This is a genomic window from Erythrobacter sp. CCH5-A1 (genome assembly GCF_001557115.1).
Lineage (GTDB): Bacteria > Pseudomonadota > Alphaproteobacteria > Sphingomonadales > Sphingomonadaceae > Erythrobacter.
Genome location: NZ_LSKQ01000231.1, coordinates 98088 through 119194, shown reverse-complemented (window position 1 = coordinate 119194; position 21107 = coordinate 98088). Strand labels below are relative to the sequence as shown.

Sequence of the window (21107 nt, the reverse complement as noted above, 5' to 3'; positions counted from 1 at the left end):
CGTTCCCGCCGCACCCCGTCTTTGCGCGAGATCAAATAGTCCGTTTGGGAAGTTTTGTTTGGTCTCTCTCGCGGCAGGTGCCCGCGTGGCAGCCCTTGGGGTGACAGTCGCCCTTCTGCGCCGGCCCGCCGTCGTCCAGCGGGATCGTGATCGTGCCGCCGTTGCACAGGTGCATGGTGAGTGTCTTGCCCGGCTCGGCAGGCAGGGGGCCGACCATCACCGGCACCAGCGCCGCGAGCGCGAGGGGGAGGAGGTTCACGGGGCATCCTCCTCGTCGATCAGGATGCGGCTGGCCGCCCCTTCCATGTCGTCATATTGCCCCTCGCGCATCGACCACAGGAAGGCGGCAAGGCCGAGCAGGCCCATGCCGAGCGCGATGGGGATCAGGAAGGCAAGCCCGGTCATGTCGGCAGAGGCTCCTTGGCGGCTCCGGCCAGCCGCAGCGAGTTGGCAATCACCACCAGCGAGGACACCGACATGGCAATCGCGGCGACCAGCGGCGTCACCTGCCCGGTCAGCGCGAGCGGCACCGCGAGCGCGTTGTAGGCGATGGAAAAGCCGAAATTCTGCCGCACGATCCGCATCGTCGCCTTTGCCACCCTGACCGCCATCGCGACCGGCATCAGCGCCTCGCCGATGAACACCGCGTCGGCGGCCTGCTGGCTGGCGTCGGACGCAGTGCCGGGCGCGATCGAGGCGTGGGCAGCGGTGAGCGCGGGGCCGTCGTTGAGGCCGTCGCCGACCATCAGCGGGCGGTGCCCGGCGGTCTTGAGCGCCTCGAGCGCGGCGAGCTTGCCGCGGGGGTCGGCCTCCGCATCGGCGGGAATGCCGAGCGCGGCGGCGATGGCGGCGACGGGCCCGGCGCGGTCGCCCGAGAGGATGCGGGCGGGCAGGCCCTCGGCCGCGAGCGCGGCGAGGGCGGCGGCGGCATCGGGGCGCAGGGGATCGGCAAAGGGAATGACCTGCCGGATCTCGCTGATCCTGAGCGAGGTGGCGAGGGAGCCCTCGGCTTCGCCTTCGGGCTTCTCGAGCGCCACCGCCAGACCTTGCCAGCGACCCTGGAGGCCCGCACCGCTGACCTCGCTCACATCCTCCACCGCGGCCGGGGTCACGCCCTCGCGCAGCAGCGCGGCGGCAAGGCCGCGGCTCAGCGGGTGGCGGCTCGTCTGGGCGAGGGCGAGGGCGACGGCGCGGGCCTCGGCATCGAGCTTGCTCACGTCGGCGCGCGGGGTGCCGAGGGTCAGCGTGCCGGTCTTGTCCAGCACCGCCAGATCGCATTCGGCGAGGCGCTCGAGGGCGCTCCCGTCCTTCACCAGCAGGCCCCGCCGCATCAGCGCCCCGCTCGCCACGACCTGCGCGGCGGGGACCGCGAGGCCCATTGCGCAGGGGCAGGTGATGATGAGCACGGCAATCGCGATGGTCAGCGATGCGTGCCAGCCTGCCCCGGCGATCATCCACCCCGCAAAGGCGAGCAGCGCGAGCGCGTGCACCACCGGCGCATAGAGCCGAGAAGCGCGGTCGGCGATACGGACATAGGCCGAGCGCGATTGCCCGGCCTCGTCCATCAGGCGGGCGATTTCGGCAAGCGCGGTGTCTTCGGCTACATGGGTCAGGCGCATCCTGAAAGGGGCCGAGAGGTTGATCGCGCCCGCGTGGACGACCGATCCGGGCCCGACCCTTTCGGGCGCGCTCTCGCCGGTCAGCATGGCATTGTCGAGCGTGCTGCTGCCCTCCACGACTTCGCCGTCCGCCGCCAGCGCCTCTCCGGCCGCGACCAGCACCAGCATGCCGGGGGTGAGGTCTTCTGCCGCCACCCGGCGCGCGGTGCCGTCGGGGCCGATCACGCTGGCGCTTTTGCCCATGCGGCCGAGCAAGGCGCCGATCCCGGCCCGCGTGCGGGTGCGCATCTCGGCATCGAGGGCGCGTCCGGCGAGGAGGAAGAAGAGCAGCATCACGGCGCTGTCGAAGAAGGCGTGCGCCCCGCCGGTGACCGTCTCGTAGAGCGACATCGCCGTCGCGAGGATCACGCCGATCGAAATCGGCACGTCCATGTTGGTGCGCCGGTGCCGCAGCGCCATCCATGCGCTATCAAAGAAGGGCCGCCCGGCATAGGCGACGACCGGCAGGGCGATGGCGGCCGAGAGCCAGTGGAACAGCGCCCGCGTCGCCCCGTCCGCGCCCGACCAGACGCTGACCGAGAGCAGCATGATGTTCATCATCCCGAACCCCGCGACCCCGAGCGCGCGGGTCAGGCGCTTGCGTTCGGCATCGTCACTGGCGAGCGGGTTGTCGGCGACCGGCTGGGATTCGAACCCGAGCGAGAGCAGCGCCGCTGCCAGCGCCCCCTCGTCCAGCGCTGGATCATGGCTGATCGCGACCCGCTTCGCCGAGAGGTTCGCGCGGGCGGCGGCGATGCCGGGGGTCTTGGCGAGCTCGCGCTCGATCTTGCCGATGCAGCCGGCGCATTTCATGCCGGGCACAGTCAGCCGGGTTGTGGCGAGGGGGCGCTCGGCTGCGCCTTCGCGAAAGGCAAGGGGGAGAGCAGGCGCGTTCACCGGAGTTCGGCCTCCCCTGCCCAGGCTTCGTCCCCGGCGCGGATCGCGAGGCGTAACCGCCAGCGGCCCGGCGCGATGGTCTGGTTCGAGACCCAGCTGCCCTTGCCGAGCGGGGCAAACGTCAGCGGCGTATCGGCGCGCAGGCCCAGCGGATGTTCCGCCGTGCCGGTGATCTGCGCGCCTGCGGGGACGGCGAGGGTTTCGACCACCACGCGGCCATCATTGCGGCGATGCGGCACCGCCTGCCAGCCCAGCGCCTTCGAGGCGGCGGCCTGCTTGAGCCAGCCGTTGTAGTTCTGACTCGCGACATAGGAGTTGTCGACCACGGTGCCGTGGAAGCTCCCGACCGCGATGCTCGCCATCAGCAGGTTCACCGCGATGACGATGGCGAAGCCGCCAACGAAGATCGCGGCCATGTGCTTGCCGGTGAAGCGGGAAATCGGGCGAGCCATCAATTGTCCTCCGGCGACGTTGAGGTAGGTTGGGCAAAGGTGGTTTGCTGCGCATCGCTTTCGCGTTGTTCGTCGCGGCTGGTGAGGCGGAAGGTGAAGGGCAGGCCGTCATCGTCGCCCGCGGTCCCCGGGGGGAGCATCACATAGGCGCGCAGCACCTTCGTGGCGTTGGCATCGACGGAGACGGTCTGCGTCTTCGCGGCGTTCTCGAGGCTCACCGCATCGGTCCACATTACTGCACCGGCGGGCAGGCCTTCGAGCGCGAGCACCATCTCGCGCGGGCGGGCCTCCATGTTCCTGAGGCGCAGCGTGTAAGCGTTTCTGACCGATCCGTCCTTCATCAGCATGAAAGGCGGGTTGCGATCGGGCGCCACGGTGAGGTCGGTATGGGTGCGGGTGCCGAGCGCGAAGAGGAGCCCCGCGCCGATCGCGGCCCAGACGCCGAAATAGACGAACACGCGCGGCCGCAGCAGCGCCTTCCATGCGGGGCGCGCGGGGGCGCCGGCGCGTTCGGCGTCGCATTGTTCGAGGGTCGCGTAGTCGATCAGCCCGCGGGGCCGTCCGGTCTCCTTCATCACCCGGTCGCAGGCGTCGATGCACAGCCCGCAGGTGATGCAGCCGATCTGCTGGCCCTCGCGGATGTCGACCCCGGTCGGGCACACCGCGACGCACAGCTGGCAATCGATACAGTCGCCGTAGGCGCCGGGATTCTTCGCCGCCTTCTTGAGGCTGCCGCGCTGCTCGCCGCGCCAGTCCTTGTAGGTGACGATCAGGCTCTTCTCGTCGAGCATCGCGGTCTGGATGCGCGGCCAGGGGCACATGTAGATGCACACCTGCTCGCGCATGAACCCGCCGAGCCAGAAGGTGGTGCCGGTGAGCACCGCGACCGTGGCGTAGGCGATAGGGTCGGCCGTGCCAGTCCAGAAGTCGCGGGTGAGCGTCGGCGCGTCGGCGAAATACATGATCCACGCGCCGCCGGTCCAGAAGGCGATGGCGAGATAGACCGCCCACTTGGCGAGGCGCCGTGTGGTCTTGGCCGCGCCCCAGGGCGCCTTGTCGAGCCGCGCGCGGGCGTTGCGGTCGCCGTCGAAGAAGCGGTCGACGTGCTGGAAGAGGTCGGTCCACACGGTCTGGGGACAGGCATAGCCGCACCAGGCGCGGCCCACGGCGCTCGTCACCAGGAACAGGCCGATGCCCGCCATGATGAGCAGGCCTGCGACGAAGTAGAACTCGTGCGGCCAGATCTCGATATCGAACATGTAGAAGCGGCGGTTCGCCAGATCGACCAGCACCGCCTGATCGGGGGCGTATGGCCCGCGGTCCCACCTGATCCACGGCGTCGCATAGTAGATCGTGAGGGTGATCGCCATGATCGCCCACTTGAAGCGCCGGAAAGGCCCGTCGATCCGCTTGTTGTGGACGGTGCGCCCCGCCTCGTAGAGCGCGGTTCCCATGAAGCCCGCGCTCTCCTCGACCGTGGGCGCGGGAGCCTTGGCCCCCTCCGCCCCGAGCGCCCCGGCCCAGTCGCGCTTCGGCTTTTGCGCTTGGGGCGCGGGGCGATCCAACTCGTCGGCTTGCGCCATGACCGGTGTCCTACTTGGCGGCGACTTGCGGCGCATGCGGTGTGGGGACAGCGGGTGCGGGATCCTGCCCGCCGCCGCGCGAATGCACGTAGGCTGCAAGCATCTTGATCGTCATCGGATCGAGCCGCCCTTGCCACGCCGGCATCACGCCGTGGCGGGGGGCGAGGATCTGCTTGCCGACCGCCGTTGCGCTGCCGCCGTAAAGCCAGATCGCATCGTTCAGCGCCGGGCCGCCGACCGCAGGCAGCCCCTCGCCGCCCGCCCCGTGGCAGGCCGCGCAGTTGTCGGCGAACATCTGCGCGCCGACCGGGTTCGGCTTGCCCTTGCCGGAAAGCGACAGGACGTGACCGGCAAGCGCATTCACCTGCCCGGCATCGAAGCTGCCCTCGAACGCGGGCATGAAGTTGCTCCGCGTCTCGGCCGCCGCATCCCAGCGGATGCCGTGGTTGAGGGTGTATTCGATCTCGGTGAGGGTGCCGCCCCAGATCCAGTCGTCATCATTGAGGTTGGGGTAGCCCGGCGATCCCGCCGCGCCCGCGCCGTGGCACTGGACGCAATTGACCCTGAACGCCGCCGCCCCGCCGGACACGGCCGCCTGCATCAGCTGCGGATCATTGGGCAGAGCCTCGATCGGGGTCGCGGCGATCTTCGCCACCACCCCGGCGCGCGCGGCATCGGCGGCACGCATCTCGGCGGCGAGATCGCCCCGGCTCGACCAGCCCAATGTGCCCGCCGTCGCCCGGTCGAGCAGCGGCCAGGCCGGGTAGAGCACGACGTAGACAATCGCGAACAGGATCGTCGCGTAGAAGGTGTATAGCCACCAGCGGGGAAGGGGCGTGTTGAGCTCCTCGATCCCGTCCCATTCGTGGCCGACGAATTCGGTGCCGGTGGGCTCGTCGATGCGTTTAGTCATGGTCGTCATCCCTGAAAATCGAGTGCTTGGCATCTGCCACGAAGCGCCGCGCGCCCGGACGGAAGTGCCACAGGCACAGGGTCAGATAGAGCGCGCAGATCACCGCCAGGCCGTAGCTGTCCGCGAAGTGGCGCAAGGCGGTGTAGAGGCTCATCGGCCCGCCTCCGCCTTGGTGAGTTCTTCTTGCGCGGCGGCTGAGTTCACGTCGACCAGCGTGCCGAGCATCTGGAGGTAGGCGACCAGCGCATCCATCTCGGTCACGCGGCTCGGATCGCCGTCGAAGTCGCGGATCTGCGCCTTGGGGTAGCGCTTGGCGAGGTCGCCCGCATCGGCCTCGGGGTTGGCTTGCGCTTCCAGATCGGCCTCGGCGCGCGCGATGTCCTTGTCCGAATAGGGCACGCCCACCGCCCGGAGCGAGGCGAGGTTCGCGGCCGGATCGGCGACGTGGAGCTCGTTCTCGGCAAGGAAGGCGTAGCTCGGCATGATGCTCTCGGGCACCACCTCGCGCGGGGCTTTGAGGTGCTGGACATGCCAGGCATCCGAATAGCGCCCGCCGACCCGCGCCAGATCGGGCCCGGTGCGTTTCGAGCCCCACTGGAAGGGGTGGTCGTACATCGATTCCGCGGCGAGGCTGTAGTGGCCGTAGCGCTCGACCTCGTCCCTGAAGGGCCGGATCATCTGGCTGTGGCAGACGTAGCAGCCCTCGCGGATGTAGATGTCGCGGCCCGCCTGCTCGAGCGGGGTGTAGGGGCGCATCCCCTCGACCTTCTCGATCGTGTTGTCGATCCAGAAGAGGGGTGCGATCTCGACGATCCCGCCGATCGCCACCACGCCAAGGGTAAGCGCGGCGAGCAGGGTGACGTTGCGTTCGAGCTTCTTGTGGCCCTCGAAGGCGCCCGGTTGCGATGCGGTGTTGCTCATGGTGTCAGATTCCCTGTCCGAGCGGTCATTCGGCCGGTTCGGCGTTGGCGTTGGCGAATGCGGGGGCGGGGACAGGCAGCGGCCGATCGGCGGCCTGATCGTGTGCCGTCTCGCCCATCGGTGCTTCCTCGCGCAGCTTGCCCGCGATGGTCATGGCGATGTTGAAGGCCATGATGAGCGCGCCGGTGAGGTACATCAGGCCCCCCGCCATGCGCAGGACATACATCGGGTGGAGCGCCGCGACCGTGTCGACGAAGCTGTTCACGAGGTAACCGTCCGCGCCATATTCGCGCCACATCAGCCCCTGGGTGATCCCGGCCACCCACATGCTCGCGGCGTAGAAGACGATGCCGAGCGTCGCGAGCCAGAAGTGCCAGTTTATCATCCGCAGGCTGTAGAGCCGCTCGCGGTTCCACAGGCGCGGGGTGAGGTAGTAGATGCAGGCGAAGGTGATCATCCCGTTCCACCCCAGCGCGCCGGAGTGGACGTGGCCGATCGTCCAGTCGGTGTAGTGCGAGAGCGAGTTCACCGCCTTGATCGACAGCATCGGCCCTTCGAAGGTGCTCATCCCGTAGAAGGCGAGCGCGAGGACCATCATGCGGATGATCGGATCGGTGCGCACCTTGTCCCACGCGCCGTTCAGGGTCATCAGACCGTTGATCATCCCGCCCCAGCTGGGCATCCACAGCATCACCGAGAACACCATGCCCAGCGTCTGCGCCCAGTCGGGGAGCGCGGTGTAATGGAGGTGGTGCGGGCCTGCCCAGATGTAGAGGAAGATCAGCGACCAGAAGTGGATGATCGACAGGCGGTAGGAGTAAACCGGCCGCCCGGCCTGCTTGGGCACGAAGTAGTACATCATCGCCAGGAAGCCGGCGGTGAGGAAGAACCCCACGGCGTTGTGGCCATACCACCACTGGGTCAGCGCATCCTGCACGCCCGCAAAGGCGCTGTAGCTCTTGGCGCCGAGCAGGCTCACCGGCAGCGACAGGTTGTTGACGAGGTGCAGCATCGCCACGGTGATGATGAAGGCGAGGTAGAACCAGTTCGCCACATAGATGTGCGGCTCGCGCCGGTTCAGGATCGTCGCGACGAAGACCGCGAGATAGGCGACCCACACGATCGTCAGCCACAGGTCGACATACCACTCGGGCTCGGCATATTCCTTGCCCTGGCTGATGCCGAGCAGGTAGCCGGTCGCAGCGAGCACGATGAACAACTGGTAGCCCCAGAACACGAAGCGCGCGAGGCCCGGCAGCGCCAGCGTGGTGCGGCAGGTGCGCTGGACGACGTAGAAGCTTGTCGCGAGCAGCGCATTGCCGCCGAAGGCGAAGATCACCGCGCTGGTGTGCAGCGGACGCAGCCGGCCGAAGTTGAGGTAAGGCTCGATGTTGAGCTCGGGGAAAGCCATCTGCGCGGCGATGAACACGCCCGCGAGCAGCCCGGCGATGCCCCAGAACATCGTCGCGATCACGCCCCAGCGGATCGGGTCGTCGTCATAGCGCGATGGCCCCGGAGGCATCTTGAAAATCCCCTGCACGCGCGCCAGCGGATCGTAGCTGGTGGCCGTGGCAAGGATCAGGATCACCGTCACGAGGCCGACGATCCCCATGTGGATCGCGAACCCGCTATCGGGGGTGAGCGCGATGGCGGCGATACTGGCCATGAGGACGCACGCCCACACGCCCAGCCGCTTAACGACTGTTTCCATGTTGATTTATCCCTTCCGTCGGCAGGCCGTCTAACCCACCCCCGTGCCTCGTGTGTTTGACCGAAATCAAAAATGGTTCAGTTTTTGCCGCCGTCCTCCGGTTCGGGCCGGCGCCCGGCGATCCGCGCGAGCGCGGCGACATCGGTGAGCGCGACCTTCGACCGGCCCTCGGTCTCGACCAGCCCGGCCTCGCGCAGCTCGGTGAGCTGGCGGCTGACGGTCTCGATCGTGAGGCCCAATGAATCGCCGATGTCGCGGCGGCTCATCGGCAGCGCGAAGGCGCAGGTGCCGGCCGTGCAATCGGCCAGCCGCTCGGCCATCGAGACAAGGAAATCGGCGATCCGCGCCGCCGCGGACTTGTGCCCCATCTGCATCATCCGGGTGCGCGAGCGGTGCAGTGCCTGAAGCGAGCGGGTTAGCACCGATCGCAATACCACCGGATCGCCCTGCGCGTGGTCGAGAAAAGCGTCCGAGGGGAAGATCACCAGATCGCACGGGGTCAGCGCCACCAGCCGGAAATCGCCGTCCTTCTGGCGCAGCACCGAGACGAGATCGCCCGCGAAGTGGAAGGCGAGCACCTGTCCGCCGGGGGCTCCGGTCGCGACTGACGCAGGCCCGCGCGCGACCAGCTTGGCCGCGCCGCTCGCGAGCCACACCAGCCGGTCGGTCTCGGGATCGGGCGCCAGCTCCTGCCCGCGCGCCAGCTGCGCCGCCGCACCGAGCGCGCAGAGCGCATCGGCCACGCGGCCCTCGCCCGTTCCGTCCGGCAGCGCGGCGCGGAACTGGTCGAGCCCGATAGCGGGCGCCAGAGAGGTTGGGGGCAGAGGGCTGAGTGTCGCCATGATGGATGCCGCAATGGCCTTCCCGGGCGCAATGGTCTTTGATTCCGATCAATGAGGCGCGCGCAATCCTCGGGCTATCCGGCCCCCACAGGCAGCAACCATCCTGGGCCGCGGAGGGCGGCCACTGCTGCCAGTGAGGACAAGAAAATGAAGCGACTTCTGATGCTTGGCGGTGCCGTGCTGGCGCTCGCCGCGACGCCTGCCATGGCGCAGGACGGCGAAAGCGATCGTGCCGGCGACATCCAGTTCAAGGTGCTCGGCACTTACGTGGCGCCCGACGGGGCGATCACCGACATCAATGTCAACGTGCCGGGCCTGCCCGCGACCCTGCAGACCGAGGCCAACGACAATGTCACGCCGACCGTGGCGATCGAATGGTTCGTGACCGACAACATCTCGATCGAGACCATCGCCGGGATCACCCAGCACGATGTCGACACCGTCGCGGGGCTTCCGGCCGGGGCCGAACTGGTCTCGGACGCCAAGCTCATCCCGGCGACCTTGACCGCCAAGTACCACTTCGACCTCGGCGGCGTGAAGCCTTACGTTGGCGCAGGCCCCGCGCTGTTCCTGTGGGTGAGCGACGATCCGGGCGCTGCGACCCTGCCGCTGGGCGTGACCGAGACCAACCTCTCGAACGAACTGGGCCTTGCGCTGCAGGCGGGGATTGACGTGCCGCTGGGCGACAAGGGGTTCGGCCTCAGCCTCGATGTCAAGCGCTACTTCATCGACACCACCGCGCGCTGGTTCGTGGGCAACACGCTGGCGATCGAGACCGAGCACAAGCTCGATCCGTGGCTGGTCAGCGCAGGCGTGAGCTACCGCTTCTGACCGCATTGGCATGGCACGTGACCCCGCTGGCCGGATGCGGCCGGCGGGGCATGTGCGAGCGTCTAACCGATAACCAGATTGGCAATGGTTCACGTGAAACATTGCGCATTAGGTTATCTTCGCTGAACCGGCGGATCACCGGAACCCTCTTGCCTCAAGGCACCGTGCTGGTAGCCAAGAAGAGAACAAGGGAGAGTCGAGATGATCCACGCCGTAGCGCGGCCCGAGGCCGGCGCGCCTACGCATTGCACGCCCGAGCAGTATGCGGCGATGTACCGCGCTTCGGTGGAGACGCCCGATGCCTTCTGGCTGGAGCAGGCGGGGCGGCTCGAATGGGCCAAGGCGCCGACGGTGGGCGGGGACTGGGCCTATGATCCGGTCGCGATCAAGTGGTTCGAGGATGGCGCATTGAACCTGTGCCACAATGCGGTCGACCGGCATCTGCCGCAGCACGCCGACCGCACCGCGCTGATTTTCGAGCCCGACGATCCGGCAAGCCCCTCGCGCGGCCTCACCTATGGCGAGCTCCATGCCGAGGTGGTGCGCATGGCTAATGCGCTGAAAAAGCTGGGAGTGACGCGCGGCGAGCGGGTAACGATCTACATGCCGATGATCCTCGAGGGGGTGGTTGCGATGCTCGCCTGCGCGCGGCTGGGCGCGGTGCATTCGGTGGTGTTCGGCGGCTTCTCGCCCGAGGCGCTCGCGGGCCGGATCGAGGACTGCGGCAGCCGCTTCGTCATCACCGCCGACGAGGGCCTGCGCGGTGGCAAGCGCGTGCCGCTGAAGGCCAATGTCGACGCGGCCCTGAACCTCGCCGCTCATGCAACCCACGTCGCGGGCGTGCTGGTGATCCCGCACACCGGCGGCACAATCGATATGGTGGAGGGCCGCGACCACTGGTTCGCCGCCCTTGCCAGCGACGATGAGTGCCCCTGCGAAGTGATGAACGCCGAAGACCCGCTGTTCATCCTCTACACGAGCGGTTCGACCGGAAAGCCCAAGGGCGTGCTCCACACCACCGGCGGCTACGGAGTGTGGACCGCGACGACCTTCCACTACATTTTCGACTACCAGCCGGGCGAGGTGGTCTGGTGCACCGCCGATATCGGCTGGGTGACGGGGCACTCCTACATCGTCTACGGCCCGCTGATGAACGCTGCGACCGCGGTGGTGTTCGAGGGCGTGCCCAACTACCCCGATCACGGGCGCTTCTGGGACGTGGTCGACAAGCACGGCGTCAACATCATCTACACCGCCCCGACCGCGATCCGCGCGCTGATGCGCGAGGGCGACCACCACGTCACCAGCCGCTCGCGCGCCTCGCTGCGGCTGCTCGGCTCGGTTGGCGAACCCATCAATCCCGAGGCGTGGCGCTGGTATTTCGACGTCGTGGGCGAGGGTCGCTGCCCCGTCATCGACACCTGGTGGCAGACCGAGACCGGCGGCTGCATGATCACCACGCTGCCCGGCGCGCACGACATGAAGCCGGGGAGCGCGGGGCTCCCCTTCTTCGGCATCCGCCCGCAGCTGGTCGATAACGAGGGCGGGGTGCTCGAGGGCGCCAATGAGGGCAACCTGTGCATCACCCACAGCTGGCCCGGCCAGGCGCGCACCGTCTATGGCGACCATGATCGCTTCGTGCAGACCTATTTCAGCACCTATGCCGGCAAATACTTCACCGGCGACGGCTGCAAGCGCGACGCGGATGGCTACTACTGGATCACTGGCCGGGTCGACGATGTCATCAACGTCTCGGGTCACCGCATGGGCACGGCGGAAGTCGAGAGCGCGCTGGTGCTCCACCCCAAGGTCGCCGAGGCCGCGGTGGTCGGCTATCCTCACGACATCAAGGGGCAGGGCATCTATTGCTATGTCACCCTGAACGTCGGCGAGGAGGGCACCGACGCGCTGCTCGCGGAGCTGAAACAGCATGTCCGCAAGGAAATCGGCCCGATCGCAACGCCCGATGTGATCCACTTCACCGATGGCCTGCCCAAGACCCGCTCGGGCAAGATCATGCGCCGCATTCTGCGCAAGATCGCCGAGAATGACTTTGGATCATTGGGCGACACCTCGACCCTCGCTGATCCCTCGCTGGTCGAGCGGCTGATCGAAGGCAGGCAGAACCGCTAATCGTCGATATTGCGGCGGAAGGTTTCCGGGAGGAACATCAGCCCCACGACAACGGTGAGCGCGCAGACCCCGATGGGGTACCACAGCCCGTAGTAGATATCCCCCGTCGCCGCGACCATCGCGAAGGCGGTGGTCGGCAGGAAGCCGCCGAACCAGCCATTGCCGATGTGGTAGGGCAGGCTCATCGCGGTGTAGCGGATGCGGGTCGGGAACAGCTCCACCAGCAGCGCGGCGATGGGGCCGTAGACCATCGTCACCAGCAGCACGAGGTAGGTCAGCACTGCGACCACCAGCGGCGTGTTCATCGCCTCGGGGTCCGCCTTGGCAGGGTAGCCGGCAGCGGCGAGCGCGGCCTTCACTTCCTTCTGGAAGGCCTCGATCGCGGCCTTGCGCTCCTCGCCTGTGACCTTGGCCGGGTCCGGCGCGGTGAAGGTCTGGCTGCCCACCTTGACCTGCGCGATGGCGCCCGCCTTGGCGCTCACATTGCTGTAGCTCACCGCGCTCTTGGCGAGGAAGGACTTGGCGATGTCACAGCTTTTGGCGTCGAACTTGTTCTTGCCGATGGGGTCGAACTGGACCGAGCATTCACCGTTGTTGACGATCACGCTCACCGGGGCGGCGGCCTGCGCCCGGGCGAGCGCGGGGTTGGCGGCCTCGGCGAGCAGGTGGAAGGCGGGGAAATAGGTCACCGCCGCCAGCGCGCAGCCGGCAAGGATGATCTTCTTGCGCCCGATCCTGTCCGACAGCCAGCCGAAGACAACGAAGAACGGCGTGCCGATGGCCAGCGCCACCGCGATCAGGATGTTGGTGGTTGCCCCGTCGACCAGCAGCATCTTCTCGAGGAAAAACAGCGCGTAGAACTGGCCAGTGTACCACACCACCGCCTGCCCCGCGACCGCGCCGAGCAGCGCGATCAGCGCCCAGCGGGCATTCTTCCAGGTGCCGAAGGCTTCCGAGATCGGTGCCTTGGAATTGGTGCCTTCCTCCTTCATCTTCTGGAAGACCGGGCTTTCCTGAAGCTGCAGGCGGATCCACATCGAGACGCCCAGCAGGATCGCCGAAACGAGGAAGGGCACGCGCCAGCCCCACTCCTTGAAGGCATCCTCGCCGATCACCGTGCGGGTGCCGATCACCACCAGCAGCGCGGCGAACAGGCCCAGCGTGGCGGTGGTCTGGATGAAGCTGGTGTAGAGCCCGCGCTTGTTGTTGGGCGCGTGCTCGGCGACGTAGGTCGCAGCGCCCCCGTATTCGCCGCCCAGCGCCAGGCCCTGCATCAGCCGCAGCAGCACCAGCATGATCGGCGCCGCGACGCCGATGCCGGCGTAGGAGGGCAGCACGCCGACGGTAAAGGTCGATGCGCCCATCAGGCCCATCGTCACGAGGAAGGTGTATTTGCGCCCCACCAGATCGCCCAGCCGCCCGAACACCAGTGCGCCGAAGGGCCGGACCGCGAAACCGGCCGCGAAGGCCGCCAGTGCGAAGATGAAGCCGGTGGTCTCGTTCACCCCTGAAAAGAACTGGGCCGAGATGATCGTGGCCAGCAGGCCGTAGAGATAGAAATCGTACCACTCGAACACCGTCCCCAGCGACGAGGCGAGGATGACGCGCTTTTCGGTCGCGCTCGCCTCGTGATGCTTGGGCAGTGCACCTGCGGCTGCTTCTGTCATGGTCCCCCGTCTCCCTTTGTAGCGCTACCATGCCGTTCCGGCCGGTGAAGGCAAGGGAGCGCGCCCAGCGGGTTGGGGATGGCGCAGGCTATTCGCTGGCGGACGCGAAGGTGAAGCGCAGGTCCGGCGTCTCGATCACCAGCTGGCGGCTGTCGAGCGTGGTGATGTAGCGCTGCGCGTCGGACAGGCGGCCAAGCTCGTCGCCGAAGCTGGGCTCGGGGCAGAGCATCTTCGTACTTGCCACCGGGCCGATGCTGATGCTTCCCGCGCCATTGGCCGGCTGGCCGGCCGTCCAGCTCGAACGGCCGCGGTTGCAATCGAGCCGCAGCTGCATCTCGCCCCCGTCCGCAAAGGCGACCGTGTGGCGCGCCTGCAGTGCCGGAGTGAGCGTGGTGGTGCTGCCCGAGGTGTCGATCGCGACAAGCCGCCATTCGGTCCCGGCGAGCGGGTGGGCATCGGGGATGGTCGCGCATCCGGCAAGCGCAAGGCCAGCGGCAAGCACGGCGGCGACGGCAGTGGGGTGGATGGTCATTGCGGCGCCTCTTTCGTCTTCATGCACATCACATCGGCTTTTCGCGCTTCTTCATCGCACTGTCGATCAAATCCCAGTCGATGCCGAATGGCCCGACTGCGCTGCTCTGGGGCGGCAGCAGCAATTCGTCGCTTTGGCCTCCGATTATATGGTCCGGGGGCATCACGATGCGTTGCCAATCGGTGCCGTCGGCTTTCAGCATCGGCAGCTTGGAGGTGAACCACAGCATGTGCTCCCATGTGCGGTTCTGTGATCGCCAGCGCCCGTTGCTTTCCACTTCGGCCTTTGTTTCCTGCCTGATGTATTCGAAGAAGACAAAACCGAACAGGAGATAACGGGGGCGTAGCAAGAGTTCGACGGTCGTATGATCCAGGTGGCCCATCCGTACACCCAGGGCGAGTTGGTTGAGCGCGTTGAAGAACTGATCGACAGAGTATTCAAGCGTGTTCCCGGTCGGACGCGAACCGAGCCAGCCGCTTTTTTGCTTGCGGATCTTCATGCAGGCAACCGGAATGGGTGCGCGGCTCTGGATGCCGAATTGCTTGCGGCACAGCGAGGTCAATTCCCGGACGTCGTCGTACACCTTCGTGAGATGCGTTCCGTAAAGCTGTTCGCGGATCGCATCGAGCGACGTTTTGGTGCGATCTGCCTTGCCCTGTTCATAGCGGGTGAGCAGTACGCCCGTACTCGCCAGAAAGGCGGTCACGATCGCAGCCAGCGGCACAATCGCGTCCTGAGGTATCTCGTCCTGCTGCCCTGCGACGGACTGCTGCAGCTTCACGATGGTTGCGGCAACACCTAGCAGGAACAGGGCAAGCAAGCCTATCGCCCGCCAGAACCGCACCGCATGGCGCATATATGGCTCGGTCAAGCCGAAGAAGCGATAGATGGCGCGCCGCGCAAAGAGGCCATCGGCGAGGTACCAGCTGAAAAGCAGATGGATGAGCCCGAGGTTCACCCATCCCCATGGCGTTATCAGCTCCAGACCGATCAGGCCGAGACCAAAAAAAACGGCGCCCGATAAGGCGCCGTTCGCAATTATCAATATGATGGCCCCAATCGGCGAAACCGAAGGCTTCAAGGTTTAAGCCTTGCTGGCCTTACCCATGATGCCTTCTTTGTCTTCAAGCGCGGTCATGGCTTTACTCCGGCGGAGGGGGAGCCTCCTGTGACCGCTATATGCCACAGGAGGTTTAAATTTTCAAGAACCCCGCGATCAGCTCTCGCGGGTGCCCGACAGCGGCATCGCGCCGAACGCGCCGGCGTTGACCGAGCCGGTCAGCGTGTCGCCGTCGATGGTCGCTTCGCAATCGAGCGTCATCGGCATGGGGACAACCATGTTCATCTTCCACTTGATGGTGTTGCCCTCGATCGTGCCGCCGGCGATGTCCATCGAGCCGAGGCTGCCGACGAGCGAGCCCGAGAAGGTGTCGCCATCGGGCACGACGGTGAGGGTGCCGGACTGGTCGCCCATCGGGCTCTTGACGGTGGTCTTGTAGGTACCTGCAACGGACATGATCCATCTCCTCCTAAAGGTCCGGACCATCGGTGACCCGGCTCAACTGGCGTGGCTATTTACACGAGTGTCAGCGCGCTTCAACCGCAATCGGGCCGAAGCGCGCCGGTGTCTTTCCGCTTATTCCCCTTCAGCCTCGCGCTGCTCGATCGGCAGGCCGAGCGGTTCGAGCTGCGCGCGGACCTTGGCCGCATCGCCGACCACGACCCACACGAACTTCTCAGGGTTGATCGCCGCGCGCGCGGCGGCATCGAGGCTGGCCGTGGTCTGCGTCCGGTAGATCCCTGCGAGCTTTTCCTGATAGTCGTCGGGGCGGCCGAAGAGCGCGTTGGTCTGGAGCGCGCCCAGCACCGCCAGCGAGGTTTCGAACGAGCCGGGAAGCGCGCCGATATCGGCCGAGGTGCTGCGCGCGAGCTCGGCGTCGGTCACGCCCTTCTCGGTCAGGAACTCCTTGGTCTCGCGGATCATTTCGGCCAGCGAATCGCCGGTGCGGTCGGCCTGCACCCCGCCCGAGACGCCGTAGACCACCGCCTTTTCGCGCGGCTGCGGGCCGCCGAACACGCCGTAGCTCCAGCCCTTGGTCTCGCGCAGGTTCATGTTGAGCCGCGCGAGGAAGGTGCCGCCCAGCGCGTTGTTGGCGCTGCTGAAGTTGACGAAGGCGGCATCGCCCGGGTTTAGCGGGGTGATCTGCGCGCCGAGGATCACGCTCTGCGGCGAATTGGGCCGGTTGACGAGGATGATACGGCTGCTCTCGCCCACGCGGTTGGCCGCGAAGTTCTTGGTGCCCTTGACGGCCGCCGGCGCCTTCCAGTCGCCGAAGGCTGCGTTGAGTGCGGTGACGACTTCCGCCAGCGGCTTGTCCGAAATGACGAAGACCTCGCCATTGTCGGGGCGGATCCAGCTGTCCTTGAAGGCGATAAGATCATCGCGGGTTATGCCGGAGATGCTGGCGATGGTCGGCACCCGGCCATAGGGGCTTTCGGCCCCGAACAGCTCGGGCGTGATGGTGCGCTGGGCGATGCCCTGGGGCGACTTCATCTGCTGGCGCAGGCCGGTGAGGCTCTGGTTGCGCACACGTTCGAGATCGGCCGGGTTGAAGGCAGGCTCCCGCATGATCTGGCGCATCAGTTCAAGGCTCGGCGCGAGATTGGCGGTCAGCGCGGAGAGCGTGAAGGTCGAACGGTCATCGCCCCCGCCGACCGAGACATTGGCGCCCAGCCGCTCGCCCGCCTCGGCGATCTGTTGGGCGCTCAGCTTGGCGGTGCCTTCGTCGAACAGCGCCATGGTGAGGTTTTCAAGGCCGCGCTTGCCGGCCGGATCGGCGGCATCGCCGGCGTTGAAGCTCATCGCCACATAGGTCGCCGGCACCGCGGTGCGGCGGGCATAGGTGACCTTCATGCCGTTCTTGAGCGTCGCGCGCTCGACGGTCGGGAAATCGAGCTCGGCGACCGAGGTGACCGGCGGCTTGGGCCGTTCGACCGAGACGGTGATGGTCTCCGCCGAACGGTCGCGGGCCGAGGCGTTCTCGCCCGCTGCCGCGACCGAGGCGGCCCGCATCGCGCGGGCCAGGTTCGAGTACCACGGTCAGCGCCGGGCGGGTCATCCAGCGGCCCATCGCCGCCTTGACGTCAGCCGGTGTGATCGCGGCGAGACTTGCCAGTTCGGTCTTGTAGAAGGCGGGATCGCCCGCCAGCACGCGGCCTTCGGCGAGGCTCTGGGCCTTGCCGGAGAAGCCGCCGACCTGTTCGAGCCCGCGGATCGTGCGCGCCATGCTGCTGGTCACCGCGCGGCGCACTTCGTCCTCGGTCGGGCCTTCGGCGATCAGGCGGCTGACCACCGCTTCCATGCGCGCTTCGAGCGCGGCGACGTCCACGCCGGGCTTGGCGGTCGCTTCGACTTCGAGGATGCCGATGCGCTGGAAGGTGCCGTTGCTGGCCGAGACGTTCACCGCCAGCTGCTCATCGCGCACCAGCACGTTGTCGAGCCGGCTCGAGGCCAGCCCGCCGAGGATCGCGGCGCCGACGTCGAGCGCGATGCGGTCCTTGCCGGTGATCCCCTCGACCGCCCAGTAGCGGGTGACGCTGGTGGCGGCGACCTGGTCCTTCATGTTGAGGCGCACGGGCGCGGCAAGGGTGGGCACGTCGGCGGCGGCAGGCGTGTTGACGGGGCCGCGCGGGATGGCACCGAAATACTTCTCGACCAGCGGCCTCGCCTCGGCAGCCGAGATGTCGCCCGCGATCACCAGCGTTGCGTTGTTGGGGCCGTACTTGCTGCGGAACCAGTTCTTCACATCCTCCATCGAGGCCGAATCGAGGTCCGCCATCGAACCGATCGCCTCGTGCTGGTAGGGGTGGCCATCGGGGAAGAGGGTCTTGAGCACCTCGTAGTAAACGAGGCCGCCGGGCTGGTTGTCGCCCTCGCGCTTCTCGTTCTGCACCACGCCGCGCTGGTTATCGAGCTTGCCCTGCGTGATCGCGCCGAGCAGGTAGCCCATGCGGTCGCTCTCGAGCCACAGCGCACGCTCCAGAGCGGGGCGGGGAACGGTCTGGAAGTAGTTGGTGCGGTCGAACCAGGTGGTCCCGTTCTCGTCGGTCGCGCCGATTTCGGCGAGGTACTGGAAGTAATCCTCGGGCGCGTTTTCCGAACCGTTGAACATCAGGTGTTCGAACAGGTGGGCAAAGCCGGTCTTGCCCTTGGGCTCGTCCTTCGAGCCGACATTGTACCACACCGTCACGTTGACGATCGGCGCCTTGCGGTCCTCGTGCACCAGCACGGTGAGGCCGTTTTCGAGCTGGAACTGCTCGTAGGGGATGGCAACCTGCTTCACCAGCGAGGGCAGGTCGGCGACCGGCTGCGGGCCTGCAGGAGCGGCGGCCGGTGCCGCTGCACTCGCCGCAGCAGGGGCCGCGCTTTCGGCGAGCACGGGCGAAAACGGCACGGCAAGCGCAAGCGCGAGCGCCGAGAGGCTGGCGGTGGCAAAACGGTGGGTCATGGACGAAGGCTCCGGTAGGCGTGACGAGGGATAAGGCAGGGGCGCAAGGTCATCGCGCATTGGTGACGGTCTTGATGGTGTGGCGCCGGGTGCTGGCTGTCGCCAGCAGATCATCGCGCCAGAAGTGGACCGGCTTCAGCCGGTGTTCGACGAACAGCTTCATCTGGTCGGTGTAATGCGGGCTTTGCGGCCGCGTCGATGCCGCCCCGAAGGGCTGCACCGAGCGCGAGCTAACCTTCTGACCCGGCTGCCATTCCACCCACATGATGAAGCTGTCGCCGTGCTTGAGGGAGAGCCGCCCGTCGTCCGCCACATCCCAGGTGGTCGCCGCGCGCAGGGTGTCCGAGCCGCCGTCGACGGGCAGGTCGACCTTGCCTTGCCGCAGCCGCACCAGATCGCCCAGCGGCGGGTCAAGCCGGCCGAAGTGTTTCGTCAGGTGATCGGCCGCCGCCTTGAGCTTTTCGGCCACGTCGGGGAAGGGCTTGTTGTTGTAATCGGCCGCCATGAAGTCGCGGATGATCAGCATCGCGATGGCATCGGCGGCGCCCTTGCCGTCCGAGGTCAAATCCCACGACAGCAGCAGGTCACGCGCCTTGGCGAGCTCGCCCTCGGCGGGCATCGCCTCGAGCGCTTCGAACAGGCGGGCGACATAGCCGTCCTGCTCGTAGCCGGTGTCATACTTGATGCGCTCCAGCGTCGCGCGGTCGAGCACGCCCGCCTCGCTCAGCAGCTTGTAGGCGCGGCGCGAGCGGTTGGTCTGCTTCAGCTCGATGCCCAGCAGCGGCGAGAAGGCCTCGGGATCGAGATCGCTCCCGTCGCCAGCGGCCGTGAAGGGCGTGTTGTTCGAATTGTAGACCCACCCGCTCGCCGGGTTGACGACCTTCGGAATGGCGCTGAACGGCACCGCGCCCTGCCAGATCAGGTCCGAGCGGTTGCCGGGCAGAATGCTGCGCCAGTCCGCTTTCACATTTGCGGGCCGGTTGGGGATCGCGGCGTTGTAGAAATAGCCGATCGTTCCCGTCTCGTCGGCATAGATGAAGTTGGTCGAGGGGATCGCGAGACGCGACAGCTGGCCTTCCCACTCGGCGAAGGTCTTGGCCTTGTTGAGGCGGTAATAGGCATCGAGCTGCTGCAACTGTCCGATCCCGCCATAGCGCACCGCGAAGGCGCCCTTGGCGTTGCGGATCACCGGGCCGTGGACCGAGCGCAGCACTTCCTTGCGGATCGGCAGCACGACGGGGCCCATCCTGACCGGCAGGGTCACCCATTCGCTCTCCAGATCGCGCCACTGGCCATCGAGCTTGTAGCGCGTGCCGCCCTCGTCGAGTTCGAGCTGGTAGACGTCGATCATGTCGGGGGTGTTGACCGTGTTGGTCCACCCCAGATGCTCGTTGTGCCCGAGGAAGGGGAAGGGCGATCCGGGGAAATTCGCCCCGGCAAAGTGCCAGCCCTCGCCGCTTTCGACGACGAGTTCGTACCACGCCACGCCGCCGCGCAGGGGCTGGTGCGAGTTGGAGATCAGTGTCGTGGTGCCGCCGCCCTTCCCGGGCGCGACCGCGAAGGCGTTGGAGCCGAGGTGCTCGGCATCTTCGCCGAGCGGCAGGACCAGGCTGCGCGCCTGCTTGGGCGCGGCCGCGGGTGCGGGCGCTGCGGCATCCAGCGGAGGGCGGGGGAAGCCGGGGATGTCGGGGCCATGCTCGCGGCGCAGGTCCTCGCCCGCCACCAGCGGGCCGATCACGCCGTCGAGCCCGAAGAAGAACGGCTGGCGCAGCGCGAAGCCCGCCGCCACGTCGATCCCGGCGATGGGGAAGAGATTGGCGAGCTTGATCTCTTCGGCATGCTCCACGGCATATTGGTTGAGGCCCGCCGCATAGGCCTCGAACAACGCGCGGGTATCTGCGGGGAGCTTGGGATACTCCCGCTCCGCCGTGCCGCGCGCGTCGATCAGGTGGTAGACGTAATCCACCTGCGCGCCCTCCTCGCCCGCGATCGCGCCGTAGCGACCGCGGCTCATGGCGACCACGTCCTGCAGCGTGAAGAAATCATCCTCGGCATGGGCGATGGCGACGCCGTATGCGGTGTCGGCATCGGTCTTGCCGGTGATGTGGGGCACGCCCCATTCGTCGCGGATGATCTCGGCCGAGTAGGTGCGCCCCGAAGCCGGAGGCGCCGCGCTCGCCATCATCACCGGCTCCCACGTGGCCAGCACCGCGAAGGCGAGCACGAACAGAACCAGCAGCGCAAAGCCGCCGCGCTTCACCCAGGTCATGACGGATTTCTCTCCCAAATCGCGCATGTCTTCCATCGCTTGGGCAAGGGCATCGGTCAAGCAGCGACACGCCCTCTTGCCTTGCGGACGGAATGAACCCACCTATCCGAGTAATACACCTCCCGCGCGGCTTTTTGTGGGCGGGGGCTTGTGTTGCCATTGTGCAACACTATCTGCTGGCGGTACATTT

The 21107-nt window shown here is 67.1% G+C and carries 19 protein-coding genes; 2 read left to right on the top strand and 17 right to left on the bottom strand.

The annotated features are described in order from the left end of the window. Positions 1-31 precede the first annotated feature (31 nt). The 10 genes from AX708_RS14385 to AX708_RS14340 form a co-directional block, all read right to left on the bottom strand. The gene (locus AX708_RS14385) at positions 32-259 is read right to left on the bottom strand and encodes a hypothetical protein (protein WP_197425846.1); all 228 of its coding nucleotides are present in this window, start codon (positions 257-259) and stop codon (positions 32-34) included. Continuing rightward, positions 256-405 carry a cbb3-type cytochrome oxidase assembly protein CcoS gene (gene ccoS, locus AX708_RS14380; protein ID WP_066525333.1) on the bottom strand — a complete coding sequence of 50 codons (150 nt, stop codon included), beginning with the start codon at positions 403-405 and terminating at the stop codon, positions 256-258. Before ccoS ends, AX708_RS14385 begins: the two co-directional genes overlap by 4 nt. After that, entirely contained in the window at positions 402-2555 is a 2154-nt protein-coding gene (locus tag AX708_RS14375) for a heavy metal translocating P-type ATPase (protein WP_066525331.1), read from the bottom strand. Before AX708_RS14375 ends, ccoS begins: the two co-directional genes overlap by 4 nt. Next, entirely contained in the window at positions 2552-3007 is a 456-nt protein-coding gene (locus AX708_RS14370; RefSeq protein ID WP_066525328.1) for a FixH family protein, read from the bottom strand. The genes AX708_RS14375 and AX708_RS14370 overlap by 4 nt, the downstream gene beginning before the upstream one ends. Next, complete coding sequence (ccoG, locus tag AX708_RS14365; protein WP_066525386.1) at positions 3007-4461, bottom strand: cytochrome c oxidase accessory protein CcoG; 1455 nt, start codon at positions 4459-4461, stop codon at positions 3007-3009. The genes AX708_RS14370 and ccoG overlap by 1 nt, the downstream gene beginning before the upstream one ends. A 139-nt stretch (positions 4462-4600) precedes the next feature. Then, on the bottom strand, positions 4601-5503 hold the full coding sequence (gene ccoP, locus AX708_RS14360; protein WP_066525325.1) for a cytochrome-c oxidase, cbb3-type subunit III: 903 nt from the start codon (positions 5501-5503) through the stop codon (positions 4601-4603). Then, the gene (locus tag AX708_RS14355; RefSeq protein ID WP_066525322.1) at positions 5496-5657 is read right to left on the bottom strand and encodes a CcoQ/FixQ family Cbb3-type cytochrome c oxidase assembly chaperone; all 162 of its coding nucleotides are present in this window, start codon (positions 5655-5657) and stop codon (positions 5496-5498) included. Before AX708_RS14355 ends, ccoP begins: the two co-directional genes overlap by 8 nt. Continuing rightward, the gene (gene ccoO / locus AX708_RS14350; protein ID WP_066525319.1) at positions 5654-6424 is read right to left on the bottom strand and encodes a cytochrome-c oxidase, cbb3-type subunit II; all 771 of its coding nucleotides are present in this window, start codon (positions 6422-6424) and stop codon (positions 5654-5656) included. The genes AX708_RS14355 and ccoO overlap by 4 nt, the downstream gene beginning before the upstream one ends. Before the next feature lie 25 nt (positions 6425-6449). Continuing rightward, positions 6450-8135, bottom strand: a complete 1686-nt coding sequence (gene ccoN / locus AX708_RS14345) for a cytochrome-c oxidase, cbb3-type subunit I (protein ID WP_066525316.1) — start codon at positions 8133-8135, stop codon at positions 6450-6452. Between the two features lie 77 nt (positions 8136-8212). Next, entirely contained in the window at positions 8213-8977 is a 765-nt protein-coding gene (locus AX708_RS14340; RefSeq protein ID WP_066525314.1) for a Crp/Fnr family transcriptional regulator, read from the bottom strand. Between the two features lie 147 nt (positions 8978-9124). On the opposite strand from AX708_RS14340, the gene AX708_RS14335 reads away from it, so the two are divergent. Continuing rightward, positions 9125-9808 (top strand): OmpW family protein, encoded by a 684-nt coding sequence (locus tag AX708_RS14335; RefSeq protein WP_066525312.1) that lies wholly within the window; start codon positions 9125-9127, stop codon positions 9806-9808. A 201-nt stretch (positions 9809-10009) separates the two neighbouring features. Next, complete coding sequence (acs, locus tag AX708_RS14330) at positions 10010-11941, top strand: acetate--CoA ligase (protein WP_066525310.1); 1932 nt, start codon at positions 10010-10012, stop codon at positions 11939-11941. On the opposite strand, the gene AX708_RS14325 is transcribed toward acs, so the two are convergent. The 7 genes from AX708_RS14325 to AX708_RS14300 all read right to left on the bottom strand — a co-directional run bounded on the left by AX708_RS14325 (position 11938) and on the right by AX708_RS14300 (position 20944). After that, positions 11938-13608, bottom strand: a complete 1671-nt coding sequence (locus tag AX708_RS14325) for an MFS transporter (RefSeq protein WP_066525306.1) — start codon at positions 13606-13608, stop codon at positions 11938-11940. The two genes, acs and AX708_RS14325, sit on opposite strands and share 4 nt — an antisense overlap. Before the next feature lie 88 nt (positions 13609-13696). Further along, positions 13697-14140 carry an META domain-containing protein gene (locus AX708_RS14320; RefSeq protein WP_066525304.1) on the bottom strand — a complete coding sequence of 148 codons (444 nt, stop codon included), beginning with the start codon at positions 14138-14140 and terminating at the stop codon, positions 13697-13699. 28 nt (positions 14141-14168) lie between these two features. Then, positions 14169-15221, bottom strand: coding sequence for a hypothetical protein (locus AX708_RS14315; protein WP_156443257.1), 1053 nt, complete (start codon positions 15219-15221; stop codon positions 14169-14171). 135 nt (positions 15222-15356) lie between these two features. Next, a complete protein-coding gene (locus AX708_RS14310; RefSeq protein ID WP_067490287.1) occupies positions 15357-15656 on the bottom strand; it encodes a hypothetical protein in 300 nt (99 codons plus the stop codon). Between the two features lie 120 nt (positions 15657-15776). After that, positions 15777-17054, bottom strand: a complete 1278-nt coding sequence (locus AX708_RS21390) for a M16 family metallopeptidase (protein ID WP_369815634.1) — start codon at positions 17052-17054, stop codon at positions 15777-15779. Beyond that, complete coding sequence (locus AX708_RS21385) at positions 16951-18648, bottom strand: M16 family metallopeptidase (protein WP_369815633.1); 1698 nt, start codon at positions 18646-18648, stop codon at positions 16951-16953. The genes AX708_RS21390 and AX708_RS21385 overlap by 104 nt, the downstream gene beginning before the upstream one ends. Positions 18649-18697: 49 nt before the next feature. Beyond that, positions 18698-20944 (bottom strand): acylase, encoded by a 2247-nt coding sequence (locus tag AX708_RS14300; RefSeq protein ID WP_197425886.1) that lies wholly within the window; start codon positions 20942-20944, stop codon positions 18698-18700. Positions 20945-21107 lie beyond the last annotated feature (163 nt).